Origin of the sequence: Exiguobacterium acetylicum DSM 20416, from assembly GCF_000702605.1 — a bacterium.
Taxonomy (GTDB): domain Bacteria; phylum Bacillota; class Bacilli; order Exiguobacteriales; family Exiguobacteriaceae; genus Exiguobacterium_A; species Exiguobacterium_A acetylicum.
In genome coordinates, this window is the sequence record NZ_JNIR01000001.1 from 1,122,556 (window position 1) to 1,137,892 (window position 15,337).

General features: G+C 50.9%; 17 protein-coding genes. 13 read left to right on the forward strand and 4 right to left on the reverse strand.

Translation table 11 applies throughout. The features are described 5' to 3' along the window. Positions 1-115 precede the first annotated feature (115 nt). Genes P401_RS0106060 through P401_RS0106070 form a run of 4 tightly spaced genes read left to right on the forward strand, consistent with a single transcriptional unit; the run spans position 116 to position 3,008 of the window. Positions 116-607 carry a PH domain-containing protein gene (locus P401_RS0106060; protein ID WP_029341687.1) on the forward strand — a complete coding sequence of 164 codons (492 nt, stop codon included), beginning with the start codon at positions 116-118 and terminating at the stop codon, positions 605-607. Next, complete coding sequence (locus P401_RS18535; RefSeq protein ID WP_160171453.1) at positions 604-855, forward strand: hypothetical protein; 252 nt, start codon at positions 604-606, stop codon at positions 853-855. Before P401_RS0106060 ends, P401_RS18535 begins: the two co-directional genes overlap by 4 nt. Next, positions 809-2,053 carry a PH domain-containing protein gene (locus P401_RS17590; RefSeq protein WP_160171454.1) on the forward strand — a complete coding sequence of 415 codons (1,245 nt, stop codon included), beginning with the start codon at positions 809-811 and terminating at the stop codon, positions 2,051-2,053. The genes P401_RS18535 and P401_RS17590 overlap by 47 nt, the downstream gene beginning before the upstream one ends. A 34-nt stretch (positions 2,054-2,087) precedes the next feature. Next, on the forward strand, positions 2,088-3,008 hold the full coding sequence (locus tag P401_RS0106070; RefSeq protein ID WP_029341688.1) for an alpha/beta hydrolase: 921 nt from the start codon (positions 2,088-2,090) through the stop codon (positions 3,006-3,008). A 145-nt stretch (positions 3,009-3,153) separates the two neighbouring features. Here P401_RS0106070 and P401_RS0106075 read toward each other — a convergent pair whose 3' ends face one another. After that, entirely contained in the window at positions 3,154-4,230 is a 1,077-nt protein-coding gene (locus P401_RS0106075) for an RNA-guided endonuclease InsQ/TnpB family protein (protein ID WP_029341689.1), read from the reverse strand. Positions 4,231-4,417: 187 nt separating this feature from the next. On the opposite strand from P401_RS0106075, the gene P401_RS0106080 reads away from it, so the two are divergent. Next, entirely contained in the window at positions 4,418-5,209 is a 792-nt protein-coding gene (locus tag P401_RS0106080; protein WP_029341690.1) for a protein phosphatase 2C domain-containing protein, read from the forward strand. A gap of 35 nt (positions 5,210-5,244) precedes the next feature. Here P401_RS0106080 and P401_RS18540 read toward each other — a convergent pair whose 3' ends face one another. Beyond that, positions 5,245-5,391 carry a hypothetical protein gene (locus P401_RS18540; RefSeq protein ID WP_023468299.1) on the reverse strand — a complete coding sequence of 49 codons (147 nt, stop codon included), beginning with the start codon at positions 5,389-5,391 and terminating at the stop codon, positions 5,245-5,247. Positions 5,392-5,539: 148 nt separating this feature from the next. Between P401_RS18540 and P401_RS0106090 the strand changes: the two genes are divergently transcribed. The 3 genes from P401_RS0106090 to P401_RS0106100 all read left to right on the forward strand — a co-directional run bounded on the left by P401_RS0106090 (position 5,540) and on the right by P401_RS0106100 (position 7,341). Continuing rightward, positions 5,540-6,136 (forward strand): DUF1129 family protein, encoded by a 597-nt coding sequence (locus tag P401_RS0106090; protein WP_029341691.1) that lies wholly within the window; start codon positions 5,540-5,542, stop codon positions 6,134-6,136. Between the two features lie 21 nt (positions 6,137-6,157). Next, positions 6,158-6,514, forward strand: coding sequence for a hypothetical protein (locus P401_RS0106095; protein WP_029341692.1), 357 nt, complete (start codon positions 6,158-6,160; stop codon positions 6,512-6,514). Positions 6,515-6,618: 104 nt separating this feature from the next. Beyond that, on the forward strand, positions 6,619-7,341 hold the full coding sequence (locus P401_RS0106100; RefSeq protein WP_029341693.1) for a hypothetical protein: 723 nt from the start codon (positions 6,619-6,621) through the stop codon (positions 7,339-7,341). Between the two features lie 48 nt (positions 7,342-7,389). Here the strand turns inward: P401_RS0106100 and P401_RS0106105 are convergent, their stop codons facing one another. Beyond that, on the reverse strand, positions 7,390-7,797 hold the full coding sequence (locus P401_RS0106105; protein ID WP_029341694.1) for a hypothetical protein: 408 nt from the start codon (positions 7,795-7,797) through the stop codon (positions 7,390-7,392). A gap of 84 nt (positions 7,798-7,881) precedes the next feature. Further along, positions 7,882-9,345 carry a potassium/proton antiporter gene (locus tag P401_RS0106110; protein WP_029341695.1) on the reverse strand — a complete coding sequence of 488 codons (1,464 nt, stop codon included), beginning with the start codon at positions 9,343-9,345 and terminating at the stop codon, positions 7,882-7,884. 160 nt (positions 9,346-9,505) lie between these two features. Here P401_RS0106110 and P401_RS0106115 point away from each other — a divergent pair, with 160 nt between their 5' ends. From P401_RS0106115 to P401_RS0106135, 5 genes are all read left to right on the forward strand, one after another. Then, positions 9,506-10,378, forward strand: coding sequence for an SDR family NAD(P)-dependent oxidoreductase (locus P401_RS0106115; protein WP_029341696.1), 873 nt, complete (start codon positions 9,506-9,508; stop codon positions 10,376-10,378). A 221-nt stretch (positions 10,379-10,599) separates the two neighbouring features. Then, positions 10,600-11,085, forward strand: coding sequence for a GNAT family N-acetyltransferase (locus P401_RS0106120; protein ID WP_029341697.1), 486 nt, complete (start codon positions 10,600-10,602; stop codon positions 11,083-11,085). Between the two features lie 73 nt (positions 11,086-11,158). Next, positions 11,159-12,208 carry an oxidoreductase gene (locus P401_RS0106125; protein WP_029341698.1) on the forward strand — a complete coding sequence of 350 codons (1,050 nt, stop codon included), beginning with the start codon at positions 11,159-11,161 and terminating at the stop codon, positions 12,206-12,208. Between the two features lie 183 nt (positions 12,209-12,391). Continuing rightward, positions 12,392-13,468, forward strand: coding sequence for a C39 family peptidase (locus tag P401_RS0106130; protein WP_029341699.1), 1,077 nt, complete (start codon positions 12,392-12,394; stop codon positions 13,466-13,468). Positions 13,469-13,607: 139 nt separating this feature from the next. Beyond that, on the forward strand, positions 13,608-15,311 hold the full coding sequence (locus P401_RS0106135) for a DUF2339 domain-containing protein (protein ID WP_029341700.1): 1,704 nt from the start codon (positions 13,608-13,610) through the stop codon (positions 15,309-15,311). The last annotated feature ends 26 nt before the right edge of the window (positions 15,312-15,337 follow it).

The following is a 15,337-nucleotide window of genomic DNA, read 5'->3' on the forward strand; positions in this document are numbered from 1 at the left end:
GTGTTACAGTTCTTCACTTCTATATATGCGATGAAATCGAACAAAATGTCAACCGTTGCAATGAAACCTGGCAGCGATTTTAACCGTAAATGGAAACGAAAGGAAGTGTTTTTTGATGTCTACTGTACAATGGCATGCATTGCCAGAACGATCGATTCGAGCAGAACGACTCGGATTGTTGCCGTTACACGGCTTGATCGCCGTCATTTTGATCGGAACGACGATTACCCAAGTCATGTGGCTCGACCTGACACCCTGGTGGATGGGCATCGTCGGTCTGCTTTGGCTGATCTATTTCATTCCCCGTATCGTCTACATACCCGTTCTTCGCTTGAAGTATATGCGTTATCGCATCGATGAGGAATTTCTCGTCGTCCGCAACGGCATCTTCTTCCGTCGCGAAGTCACCGTGCCGCTCGTCAAGGTGCAATTGATCGATAGCCAAACGGGACCGATCCTGCGTCGTTATGACTTAATCACATTTGATATTCGGACAGCATCAGGATTCGTCACGTTAACTCGTCTCGACCGCGCGCAAGGGAACGAACTGCGAACACAAGTCGAACGATTCGCGAAACTCGAGGAACGGGAGGAGGAATCGTTATGACGCGGCGCGTCCATCCGCTGTTCATCGTGATGTCGAGCATCTCGATCATCCGCTCGCTCCTGATTCCATTTGCTGCCTTGATTTTAAATGCGATTCGTAAAGGGGAAATCAACACCTATACGTGGATCGGTATCAGTGTCGGGATTGTGTTCGTCCTCTTATACGGGATCGCCTCCTGGTATTTCTATACGTTCACAATCGATGCCGAGACAATCCGGGTCCGCAAAGGGATTTTCCAAAAAAAGTGAACGGACGACGCAACGTAAACGGATCGAGTCGATCGGCATCCAGCAAAATGTCATCGAACGACTGCTTCGTCTTGCGACATTGACCGTCGAGACGTCGTCCGAGAGCGGAACCCCGGAAGTCGAACTAAAGGGAATCCGGCTCGATTTTGCGAAAGAACTGAAGTCGTCGATTAAAAACGAGGAACAGCTCGTCGTCGAAGAACAACAGGCGGAAGTCGCCTATACGATCCCGGTCCGCGATTTGGCATTAGCCGGTGCCTTGTCAGGACGCGTCGGACTTGCGCTCGTCGGGATCGGAACCGCTTATCAGTTCATCGATCAGTTCATTGAACGTTATGTCGATCGACTGTTCTCGGAGCTCGCTCATTTATCGTTGTTCGTCTTGACGGGACTTGGTGTCCTCGTCTTACTCGTCATCTACGTCGGCTCGATTATCGTCTATATCTTGAAATACGGTTCCTACCGTGCCGTCTTGCAAAACAATCGCTTATTGATCGGGTACGGAATGTTGAACCGGACCGAGGTTGCGTTTCATGCCGATAAGATTCAAGCCCTCGTCATTCAAGAAAGCTGGATTCAGCGTTTGATCGGACGAGCGAGCCTGTCCTTGCACATCATCTCGGCGACTGGAGAGAAGGAGCGACTGCTGCTCCATCCGTTCATCCGAACGAACGAGATTGATGCGTTCCTGGCGACGTATCTGCCGCGCTTTCGTCAGTTCCACCCGCAGCACGATGTTGCACCGATCGGCTTCCGCTACCGGGTTCGTTGGCCGTTACTCGGTTATGCACTGTTGTTTACGGCACTAAGCAGTGTCGTCATCATCGTTCTTGATTCTTCCTGGCGCTTCTTGATCTTGCTTCTATTTATCTGGTTACTGTTCTATTATTTGGCTGTGCAGAGCGGCTACCGGAAGACACGGTTTGGAACGGGACACGATCTCTTGATGTTACGCAAACAATGGGTTCAAAAAGAGACCGTCTATACGCCACGACTGAAGATCGAGGAATTGACCTGGTCCGTTTCGCGCTGGCTCGAAGCAAAGGAGATTGCCCGGATTGAGATTCAACTGCGAGGCAATACTGCGTTTAACGCGCTCTATTTTGAACGAACGGATATCGATGCCTTACAGCGCTGGTATAAACAATCGTTCCTTTCGACCCCGTTAGCAGGGGAAGTGAAAACCGACGACGAATAAGGAAAGACTCACTGTCGGAAAGGAAGCGAAGCACATGCGCAAATGGGGAATCGGCATCGTGTTGCTCGTCACGTGTCTGCTACTGTTCATCATCTATGATGGATACCGGATGCAAGAAACATTGATTGGTCAGTCGGATGCTTCTCCGATTCTGAAAACGACGAGAACGGACGGACAAGTGACGAAAGACGAGACATGGTTCAAACAAACGAGCGAAACACAGCAATGGTCGAAGGACGGAATCGTCCGCTTCGGGCGTTATCTACCGGTTGACGATAGCAAACAGACAGTCCTCCTCGTACCGGACGAAATCGGATTTTCGCAAACCGGTGTTTATGCGCTTGCCCGCTATTACCATGATGCTGATTTTAACGTCCTCTTGATTGAACGGCGTGGACAGGAACGAACCGGCGGCGTCCGGAACTACGGTTGGCTCGATCGACTGGATGTCTTGGAATGGACGAAGCGCCTGCTTGCTGAAAACGGAGACGATACACGGATCGTCTATCACGGACTTGGTGTTGGCGGGGCAACCGTCTTACTCGCTTCTGGCGAGACCGTACCGACACAAGTCCGGGCAATCGTTGCCGAAGGGGCTTACGCCCGACTCGACGACTGGTTCAGTCTACTCGCGGACGAACAGATTCGTTACCCGGCACTGCCGTCTCTGACGGTTGCGAGCATGTGGAACAAAGGCGAGCAGGATTTCTTTTATGGTGACGTCTCGGTGACGCGCCAAGCAACGAAGAGTCGTGTTCCGACGATGTTCATCCACGGAATGAAGGACGACCTCGTTCCGGTCCGGATGATGTATGAACTGTATCAAGCAAAAACGGGATTAAAACAATTGTATCCGGTTCGTGATGCCGGTCATGACGAGACGTATACGATGGACCCGGATAACTACGAAAAACGATTACGCTTATTCCTGCAACCGTACTTGCGGGAGATTTGACACTCCCACGGCTAAAGCCGCAAGCCCACACCGTTGGTGAGGGTGGGATTCTCAAGTGCTTGGCGGACTCAATCCATTTCTGCTTCGTCCGAGCCTTGAGGTAGGGGTGTGCCATCACCCCTCCTGAGACAGACCGTATAGGTTCTCAGGCTGATGGACTGTTACCATCCATCACAGGTGCGTATCGAATGTTCATCGCACCGACGGCGTCCCGATGTCCTTTAAACCCACAGGCACACGTGTAGACCCTATCCCTCACCTTGTTCCTGACGGAACAGGATGGGCAGGTCTGACTCGTGTAGGCGGGGTTCACATACTCAACCTTGATGCCCGACAAGGCAGCTTTGTATTCGATGAAGGACGCGAGACGATAGAACGACCATGAGTGGAGGTTCTGGTTGTTTTTACGGCTTGTTCTTGCCGTCTGTCGGATGTTCGCCAAGAGTTCGAGGCGAATGACAGAGATTTTCTTCTGTCTTGCAAAATCGACGATGGCTCGGCTGACCTTGTGGTCCTTGTCCCGCATCCACCGCTGTTCCTTCTGATTGCGTCGTTTGATAGCCTTCGGCTTCTTCTTTTTGCCGAGTGCCTTCCGTTCCGCACGGAACTTGCGTTTCATATACTTGTTCTTACGACCGTTCCCGAAGAAACGGGTCGTGTCGTCATCGGTGACGGCGACCGCCGGCACTTTCAGTCCGAGGTCAACCCCCATCACCCGCATCCCCGTCCGAGGGACGGTCGGGACATGGACGGAAATCTGAGCGATCCACTTCCTTCCCTTCTTCGTGACCCTGAGCGTACCGAGTTTGTTGGCAAGGAGTCGGGTATTCCGATTGTCCTTGTCAACCATGGCAGCACGGAATCGCATCTTCACGGACTTCCCGTCCATCCAAACGGGGAAGGAGATGCTCTCGAAGTCGAAGGAATAGTTCTGATTGTTCCAGACGCAGACCGGCTTTTTGAGGACAGGGATGCGTTTGAAATCCTCTTTCCTCGCCTTCTTGTAGATACCGACGGCATCTCCTGCGAGTTGGTTCTTCACGGCGCTCGGAAGGGGGGTGTCGATGTCCTTGCTCGACCACCTCTTCCCGTCCTCGGAGGCGACCATATTCGCCACGACTCGGTTGGCGGTCTGGATATAGGTCTTGCCCATCCTTTTTAGGATGGCATCCTGACGACGCGTGGCATAGATTCGAACTTCTACCGTGACGACTTGACTCATCTTTGACACCTCCTTCATCCTAATAATCAACTCCATTATAGATTTACTATAAATGCATTTCATCAGGAAGAACAGTCGGGGACATGCGGTATCTGAAGACACCCCGTCCCCGAACTCGCTATCATCCCATCCCTAAAGGAGTGGGCTTTCTCGCTCGTACATTCTGTAAAGAAGGGAAGACTGATGCATGCAGACGACACAATCATCCTACTACTGGGTCGGATCCGACGAACCATTCGTCGACACGAAGCAGATCGACCAGATTGGTCGGATAACGCTCGGGCGATTCGGAGGCTGTTCAAGAAGCGGTCAGTATAAAAACGAAGACGGGGTTGCCATCTTGATCGGCGACGATTGGGAGATGACTGTCGTCTTAGACGCTCATAAGACAGCGGATAGTGCGGCACTTGTCTTACAGCAGTTGTCACAACACGAGTCGCGCATTCGGACTGATCTGGATGCACCACTTACGGAAGCATTCCGACGGATCGAGACGACCGTGCTCGATCTGTTTCAAGATCCGGACTTTTTAGCGACGTGTGCGACGTTGCAAGGCGAGACGGCTTGCCTGATTGCGGTCCGAAAAGGAGGGTTCATCTGGTGGTTCTCGGTCGGTGACGTCGTCTTGTATTTGTTTCACCCAGATTTGATGAGGATGGAACAAGCTGCTTTGAACCAGCGTCAGTTCTATGAATGGATTGGACGCGCGAACACGTTTGCGTTGCCGGTGCCGAGTTATACACGAGGTGTCCGCGAATTGCGCCAAGGCGAGAATCAGTTGTTCGTGACGACGGATGGTTTGCTTGAGTGCCCGGGAACCCCATATGCTGACGCGGTGCAGATCGAGGAAACTTTACGATCAGGTGGTGTCAAAGAACTTCTCTCGACGATCGAGGCACATGGCGTTCGTGACAGCACGACGGTCGTTACGTGGACCGTCACGATTGAGGAACGCGTCACCCAACCTAGTGATACATGAAATAACCCGCGCTCCTGCTTGAGCGCGGGTTATTGTTATTCTGTTTCAGGCGTTTGTTCCTGTTGCTGATCGAGTTCGACCGGTTCTTGGTCCACGGGTGGCTTCGCTTCAGCCAACGGGAAGGCGATGCCCGCACTTGTCAGCAAGGTGATCAAGGCGGCGCTCGTCAATGTTTGACGCATGGTCCGACACGTCCTTTCTGTCTGATTCCGACACTATATTTTAATAATTCTGAACATTCTTCATCGTTTCGTCAAGCAATCTTTTACTTCCACTACGTATTTTTCCCGAAAACCCAGTATACTTAAACATGAAAAAGGGGGAAATCGATTGAAATTAACGAAAGCCAACACACGTCTATTAGAAACCGTTTTACCACGCTTGAACCTGAATGTCGCAGAACCGGACCGGACGGAGATCGAAGACCGTCTGCGGGCAGATATCTATGAAGCCCAGCGGAAACAGCGTCCATTCGAAGAGATTCACGGTCTATCGGTCGAAGCACGCCTCGATCAGATGATCGCTGAATTACCACAACGACACCGGATGGAAACACAAAAACGCTGGACGCGAAACTATGTCTCGTCGATCCTGATGTTCATTTTCATCGAAGGGATCGATGGATTGTTCCAATTCGCTTTGATTGACTACTTATTCTTCTCGATCATCGCTCTATTCTTGATCGACGCGATGTCACAAGTCATCACGGCACCGAAGCTTAAACAAGTCAAACCGCGGGTGTGGATTCAATTCGTCATCAGCTTCATTTTGTTTTCAACCTACAAGGCACTGCTCGTGACGGTCTTCCCGGCACCGGACGTCTTGATTCAAGTCAGCGGAACGCCGTCTTATATCATCGGCATCGCGGGACTCGTTGGTCTCTACATCTACTGGTCAAAGAATCCGTTACGAAAGCGCGGCGCATAATTCGCGAGAGGAGAGGATTGCGTGGAGTTCACACATTGGAAACGACGGCTGCAAGATCATTTCGAACGAATGGGCTTTTCCCTACTGACAGAACGATTAGCATCGCAAGATATGGTCAAGCTCGAAGCGACACATGGTGCCTTCCTGTTCTTTCCGGTGACGATCCATCTGTATGAGCGGTCCGGCTGGAAGATGGTCGCCTTCGAAGCAGAGACGGAGGAGGAGCCACAACTCGTCGAGCAGCAGATTGCGTCGTTGTTCCAACTCTTGATGGTGACCTTTCAGGAAGAAGAGCGCGAGTTCCTGCTCGGATTTCATGCGAATACCGGTCGTTACCTGACGGACCGTAATGCACCCGTCGGACGGCTGTCCGTCTGATCGAAGAGTGCTGGTATGACGGTGACGTCCTGCGAGTCGACACATTCGATCCGTTTCCGGGACTGTTCGTCGCACCACCTTTTGCCCATCAAAGTTATGCCTTCATGCCGGAAGAACGGACGTGGCGCTTATCCGTCGGGCGTACTGGACGTCCGGCGAACGATTATCGTTTCGACGGAACGATTTTGTCCCCACACCGCTTACCGGAATCGGAATTATTCACCGTGACACCAAAGACGGTATCGTTAGAAGACGATAACGCGATCCGGACCTTACTGGAAACGGAACGACAGACGATTGCTAAGTTCCATGATCGCGCCATGGCGACGATTCGGGCGTACGACCCATCATTTGGTTTTGCTTGGCGCGGCACACAGACATTTTTCCATGGTGTCCCGGTCAATCCATTCGCACAGCGCTTGTGGCTCGAGAACGGCGTGACGCGATACCGGATTCTACAACAAGGATCGACGCGATTGCTTGCTTCTGGTGAGACCTGTGACGCTGTCATCGAGATGCTCGACGATGCCGTCAGCAGCGAAGAACCGGATGGTCAATCCGTCAGTCCGATTGGTCAACTGATCCTTGGGATTTGGCAACAGATCGAGTCGGACGAAGCGACGTATATCACGAACGTCGACTGCCTTGGCATCTCGCGTACACAAGCCGATAACCGCATTCGTCACGCGCTAGCGCGGCAAGAGACGATTGAGTGGGTGCACCGGGCACCGAACGAAGATGATATTTGTCGCTTTGCCGGTCTGACGTTGACCTTCCCGCATCGTCCGCCAGGTGTCGTCACGATTGAACGAACGGAAGCAGAATAAATAAACGACCAGGTATGTCCGCGCTCGAGCAGACGTACCTGGTCGTTTTTAATGTGTTGGTGTCAGTCGATTAAAGACGACGGACAGGCTGTAATAGATCATGGCTGTCAGACCAGCGATCGTAAAAGAAAGTGGCAGATCAAATGCGTCCTTCGTCGTCAGTACGATGAGCAGGCTCGCAATCACGATGCCGTACACTCCGTAACCGAGGACTGTCGGCACATACGCTAATGTCGTCGATGATCGGTTGATGATCATGCCGATGATAAAGTCGAGTAAGAAGCCGGACAGCAGGATGATCGGCAATGCCACTAAGACATAAAACAAAAATGTTGACCCGAATGATTCATACATCGTATCCGATTCCTGATCTCGGAGCGGTGTATAAGATATGTATGCTAGGACGGTGCAAACGAGGGTGGTGGTCAAGATGATGGCAAGTAATCGTTTCAACATCAAGGTTCCTCCTTTATTTTCCTCTTTGAGTATACTAATCTACATCAAAAAACACACCCTACTTGAGGATGTGTCGAGAGCGATCTATAACCCGAGCGACACAATCAGCCGCCGAACGTCCTGATCCGCTTGTTTAGGTGTCAAAATCAACAGTTGATCGTCTACGAGGACACGTGTCTGACCACGTGGCGTCAGGATTTCATCTTCACGAATGATCGCAACGACGAGCACATCTTGGGGCATCTCGATATCCTGTAACGTTCTTCCGGCAATCACACTGTTTGTCGAGACTCTGACCTCGATGATTTCCGCTTGCGGATGGGTGACGGTCATGAATTTCAGGAACGGTTCGACCGTCGTGTCGCGCTGTGTCTCAAGCCCCATCCGCCGGACGATCCACGGCAATGCCGTCCCTTGTAAAAGAGCAGACGTCATAACGGTGAAGAAGACGATATTGAAAAGAAGCGGCGCTTCAGAAAGACCACTTGAAAGCGGATAGGTCGCGAGAATGATCGGAACGGCTCCACGTAGACCAGCTGCTGTGATGACACTCTGTTCTTTGACCGTGTACCGAAACGGAAGTAGCGACAAGACAACGGCAAGTGGACGAGCGAGCAGGATCAACGTCAGGACGATGACGGCTGAGACGAACAAGGTCCGAGGATCGAGCAATTGTTTTGGAAAGACGAGCAATCCGAGCATGATGAACATGCCGATCTCGGCTAAATGCGATAAGCTGCCACTGAATCGTTTGAGCGTCTCGCGGTAGATCATGTCATGATTGTTGATCCAGATCCCGGTCAAATAGACGGCGAGAAATCCGCTGGCGTGCAAAATCGTCGCGAGACCATACGAGAAGAGCGCCCCACTGAACAGAAGTGTCGGATAAAGGGCGGACGATGGCAACTCGATCCGGTTCAGCAGTTGCGTGACGAGATACCCGATCGCAAGACCAACTAGCGTCCCAAGTCCCATCTCGTAGATGAAGGACAGAATACCCGCACCGATCGAGAACGATTCCGGCGCTAACGCAAAGGACGTGAACAAAATCGTCAGGAAGACGGCCATCGGATCATTCGTTCCGGACTCCGCTTCGAGCGTATGTTTGACTTTTGGATCGACCGGTCGTCCACTAAGCAGGGAAAAGACAGCGGCCGCATCGGTCGAGCCAACGAGCGCGCCGATCAATAATGCGACCGGCCAAGAAAAATCAAGTAGTAGATACGCGACGATCGCAATGATCCCCGTCGTCGCAAGGACCCCGACGGTCGCAAGCGACAGAGCGGCAGGGAGGATTTTCCGAAAGTGTGTCCACTTCGTATGCAAGCCACCGTCAAACAGAATCAGGACGAGCGCCATCGTCCCAAAGAGACGGGCTTGCTCGAAATCACCAAAGTTGATGATTCCTGTGACATCTGACCCTGCCACGATCCCGACGACGACGAACAGAATCAACGTCGGTACATTTAACCGGACGGCGAACTTCGTCGTGATGATCGCAATCAGTAGTAACGTTCCTGCGACGAATAAAATCGTCCCTTCTTCCATCCGACCACCTCTTTCGTGATAACATGTTCTCCTTTTAGTATACGTTACTTTTTGAAAATTTCGAAAAATAACGTCAAAACGAGGTGTACAAACGAAAAGAAAAAGGAAAACTAGAAACAGAACTATTTGCGTTCAAAATGGAACACAAGGAGGAAAAGGGATGAACATCTGTATCGTCACGGGTGCCAACTCCGGCATGGGGATGGTCACGATTCAAGAATTATTAGAGCGAGGAGATCGGGTCATCGCTACCGTCCGTTCGCAGAAGAAAGCAACGGCACTCGTACAATTACTGCGGGAACATGGTGTATCGCATACGCATCTGGAAATCGAGATTGTCCAACTCGATCAATTGGACTCCGTTCGTCGCTTTGCGGATCGTCTGTTTGATTTAGTCGGTCGCATCGACCGCTTGATCTTAAACGCTGGAGTCATGGTACCGCCGTATCATGTTACGAAGGACGGCTTCGAATCACAATTTCAAGTCAACTACTTGAGTCATTTCTACTTGATCGAGCGCTTATTGCCGTTACTTGAAAAAGGAAACGATCCGCGCGTCATCTCGATTTCGTCGCTCGCTGGTGAAGGTGGCTTGATTCGGACCGACGTCGAACTCGAAGCCATCGCCCACGTCAAAAAAGAACACTATAGCCCGATGCGTTCTTACCGCGAATCAAAGCTCCTGCAAATGATTCATATGCGTGAACTGGCAGAGAAGCACGGCGACCGGATCACGTTCGTCAGCGTTCACCCGGGGATCGTCAATACGGATCTGTTCTACCGCGGCAAGTACGGTAAAGTGATGAAGACGTTACTCAAACCAGTCGCCCAAGTCGGATACTGGACTGGAAAGCTCTATACGCCGGAATACGGTGCGAAGACAGCACTCTACCTCGCAACAACCGACGAGCCTCTTGACAACGGTGGCTACTATGCGGACTCTGCACCCCGTCTCAGCAATCCGATCGTTGAAGACGACGAGTACCGGGCGCAAGTACGGAATCTGTCGCGTCGTTGGGTCGAACTCGTCTAAATACAAAAAAACGACCGGCTCGTGGGAAGCCGGTCGTTTACCGTTGTGACGACTGGGGGTCAGATCACTCCTAAAGGATACGTTACATTGAAATAAAATTGTGGAATATGAAAAAAATCACAAAATAATGGGCAAACGTGAAATCTTGAAGCAAAAAGGTTTTCTTCACGCTGTACATTCGTTAGGATAGAGAAGAATTTTTTTGTAACAGGAGGAATAACATGATACGACAAGCTACATCAAAAGACGTTCGAAACATCGCAACCCTACTTGAGCAAAAAGCGCTCTCCCTCAAAGCCAGTGGCAGTAGCCAGTGGTCTGCTTATCTGGAGCAAGACATCGAGCAACTCGTCGCGCGAGATTTAGAAGCAGGTCGTTTGTATGTCTTTGAGGATCAGAACGAGCTGCTTGGTTCCGTTGCCCTGCTTCCTTCGCTCGAATGGGATCAATCCTTGTGGGATGATGTAGAAGGTCTGTATATCCATCGAATCGTCGTCAGCGACCGTGCAAAAGGACAGGGTGTCGGTCGAAAACTACTCGAACACGCGATTGCTGTGACAGAGGATGAAGGAGAAATTCTACGACTTGACTGTGTCGCGACGAACGAGTTTCTCAATGCATATTACGTGTCATTCGGATTCGTCTATCAAGGAACACGGGATGGATTCTCGATTTATGAGTACGAACGCATCGAAGCGACTGCCTGAAGCGGTTCAATCAAGACAACGGTCGTTTCGTTTGGTATGGTAATAGAAATAGAACGGTTCAAGGAGTGATCGGATGCGACTAAATATCGGCTTTATCGGCTTTGGCAAAAGTACGACCCGTTACCATTTACCGTACGTGATGATCGAGGACAACTATCACGTCACCTGGATTTACAATCGGAAGGAAAAACCGGAGCTGTTCGCATCCTATCAGGATCGACTGCCGGATGCCCGGTTTACGACGGATCTGTCCGAGATGCTCGCTGACCCAAAACTCGACGTCGTCGTCATCAATACACCACCGGCGACTCATTTTGAGTATGCGTTACAAGCGTTACAGCATCAAAAGCATGTTCTCGTCGAAAAACCGTTCACCGTGACGGAAGAAGAGACAAAGCGGTTATTTGCGGAAGCAGCTGTGCAAGGCGTTAAGATTCTCGCCTATCAAAACCGACGTTACGATAGCGACTTCCAAGTCGTCGCGCAAATCATCCGTTCCGGAAAACTTGGACGACTCGTCGAGGTCGTCTCGCAATTTGATCTATTCCGCCCGGAAGCGGCGTCAGCGGACCCGCGTCACGAAAACGGTGCGCTTTACGGGCTCGGCGTCCATACGCTCGACCAAATCATCGCCTTGTTCGGAAAACCGGACAAGGTCGCTTTTGACGTGCGCAGTGTTCGACTGCCGCACAATCCAGACGACGCATTTGCGATCGATCTCTATTATCCGGAGCTGAAGGTGAGTGTCCGGACGAGTCACGTCGCACTTGCTCCGGCCCCACGCTGGATGTTACACGGAACGAACGGCACGTTCATCAAACAACACGTCGATCGGCAAGAGCTCGATCTGAAAGCGAACTACTTCCCAGGAGAAGAGGGGTTCGGTGAGGATTCAGAAGACGATTATGGTCGTTTGATCTATCATGATGAACACGGTCATCTGCAAGACGTCCGGATTCCGAGTCCTGTTGGTGATTACGGTAAAATGTACCGCGCCTTTTACCGCAGTATCGTCGAAGATGCACCGCTTCCGGTGAAAGAAGAGGATACCTTGTTTGTTGCCCACCTGCTCGAACAAGCTTTTGCGCAACCGTCACCTTATATCTTGACGATCCAAAATTAAATTTTAATTTGATTGCAGGTTGATGACAACTCGACTGTGCCCATAGGCATGGTCGGGTTTTTTTGATATAAAGAATGAGTGCATTCCTGATTTTTCAGATTTTTCTAAAGAAATGTTGATTATTTTTTCAAAAAGTTGGGAATAAGGGAATGTCTCACCAAATCAAAACATAGGGGGTCTATCATGAAACGATTCTTATCCGCATTGCTCGTAGCGGCTGTCATCGTTGGGGTACTCAGCCCTTCGTTGATCGCTGAGGCCGCGACGAAGTTGACCGTGACGACGGATGTCTTGCGCGTCCGCGAAAAACCGTCGACGTCGAGTAAGATTCTCGGTAACGTCTACAAAGGGAATGTCTACACATCAAAGGGAACGTCCGGCAGCTGGTATAAAATCAGCTACAAATCCCGCACAGGCTACATACACAAAAACTACGTCAAATCGTCCTCGTCGAAATACACGTCGACGGGTACGAAGTATACGACGGTCGGCACGCTCAACGTCCGGACGGGAGCTGGAACGAAGTATAAGGTCGTTGCCCAACTGAATAAAGGGGTTGCTGTCGCGACATACGGAACGTCAGGGAGCTGGACACGGATTCTTTATAAGGGAAGCTACCGTTATATCTCGACGCAATATGTATCGAAATCAAAACCATCGACGACGACGAAGAAGCTGAACGTCCCGTACTACAACCAATATTCACTCGGGTATCCATCTGGTTGTGAGTTCGTCTCGTTGAAGATGGCACTTGAATACAAGAAAAAAGCCGTCTCTGCTGCGTCACTCTACAATCAAATGCCGAAAAGCATGAAGAACGCGACGTATAAGAACGGAAAGTATTACTGGGCAGATCCGGAAAAAATGTTCACGGGGAATCCAGCCGGAACGCTCGACTACTACAAGAACTGGGGTATCTACCCGAAAGGAATCCTACCACTCGCGAAAAAATACCGCAGTGGTGCCGTCGATATCTCGAAACAAGGCGTCTCGAAAATTGAGAGTGAGATTCGTAGCGGTAACCCGGTCATCGTCTGGGCAACGGTCGATTTCAAGAATCCATATGGCTACTTCTCTTGGATCAAACCGGACGGTAAAACATTCACAGGTTACCGGAACTATCACGTCATGCTCGTGACAGGTGTCTCAAGTGGTTCGTTCTACGTCTCGGACCCATACCGCGGCAAGTATAGTGTCAGTCGCTCGCAGTTCACATCCGTTTTCAATCGAACGGGACAATATGCGTTATCTGTTCGTTAAACCCTCATCCGGTCGCTCCCACGCGACCGGATTTTTGTCATTTTCAGGCATATCGATACGAAATCTACTGTAAAATGAAGGAGTTCACCTGCTAGGTGTGTAAAAGAATGACAATGTATCTATGAAAGGAAGTGAAGAGATGGAAGATCCACGGATCACGCGTCTCGAGCAGGAGGTCGCGGCGTTACGACAACGAGTGGCTGCTCTTGAAGGACAGCACACTTCACCTATCGCACCTGAACCGAGCGAACCAGAAGTGAGTACGGTCGCTCGCCCAGCCCCGCGTCCTGCCTATACGAAACGAAAACCGGTTGTTCCTCAACCAACGTTCAAGGAAAAGCGCTCCCGCGAAGAATGGGAACAGGTCATCGCGACCGTCTGGTTACCCCGGATAGGAGCGATATTTGCTGCACTCGGGGCTTTGTTCCTCTTCTCCTATGCCTCGGTTGCCGGTCTGATCAGTCCGCCTGTCCGTATCGGAAGTGGGGTGTTGATTGGTCTACTCGTCATCGCCCTCGGAGAATACCAGTATGAAAAGAAACGACGTGAGCTTGGGGTCGGACTCGTCGCGACCGGTACGATCGTCGCTTTGGCGGCACTGTTCGCCGGAATGGCCTTATATCAATTCTATCCACCGTCTTTAGCCTTCTTACTTGAGCTCGTCGTCGTCTTCATCGCGTACGGTTTGATGCTCTGGATGCGATCGCAAGCCTTACTCGTCCTCGTATCCATCACCGGTTTCTTATTACCGTATCTACAATTATCGGACGAGCCGAACTTACCGCTCTTCTTATTGTACGAAGTCGTCTTGTTCGCAGCGATCTTCTTTGCCGTTGACCGACTGAAGGCGAAGAAAGCGTTCGTCTTCGCTTGGGTGATCTTTACGATTGCACTCGCGTTTGGATTGTTGTCGTTGACGCTCTCACGGTACGACGATGGTGTTCCGCAACTCGATGAATGGTCTCTCTTACTTGCGACATTCTTCGGTTACGGCGCAACGTCTTTCGTCGGACGACGGATCCAGTTCGAGAAGAACGCCCCAAGCTGGCTTGCTGGTGTTGTCGTCTTGCTGACGTTACTGATTCTTGATTGGTCGTTCGGGACGCTAATCGCGATTCTGTTTGCTGGCGTTGCCTACGTGCTTGCCGAACGATTAAAGGATTCGGCGCAAAACGGCGTCGGTCACGTTGCCTTACTTGTCGCCGTCCTCTTGATTCCGGCAGATGCCATCAGCTGGACGTATCAACTGCGCTACTTCTTGATTGCCGGGTTGATCGCCGCATTTTGGTTCGTTCCGCGGGCGCGGATGCCACATCAACGGTTGTTTAACGTCGGCTTGTATGTCGTTTTCATCTTTTCTGCCGTCGTTGATTATGAATCCTATCAAAGCTTAGGTCTGTCTTACGCCTTGACGGTGCTCGCTATGGTCATTGCTTCGACAGCATTCGTCTTGCTCCTCGTTCAGACACATCGTGATCCGGTCTGGAAAGGGTCATGGCAACTTGTTCTCGTTTTAGCTGCGATCGGTGTCTTTACGACCTATACGTTGATTATCATGGAGTTACCGTTCTACCGCGGTCTTGAAGAAACGGCGCGTAGTACGACGTTGTCCGCTGCCTATATCGTCCTCGCACTCGTCCTTGTCGCGATCGGTCGGATGCGGACGTCGTCGACGTGGCGATTGTCCGGATTGTTGCTACTGACGATCAGTGCCGTCAAGCTTTTATTGTTCGATTTGTCGTTCCTGAGCTTATTCCAAAAAGCGTTCGTCTTCATTGGCTTCGGGATCGTCACATTCATCATTTCACGGACGTACTTCAAAAAACGAAAAGAACAAGCATAACGAAGAGCTTGAATCGGTTGAAATGA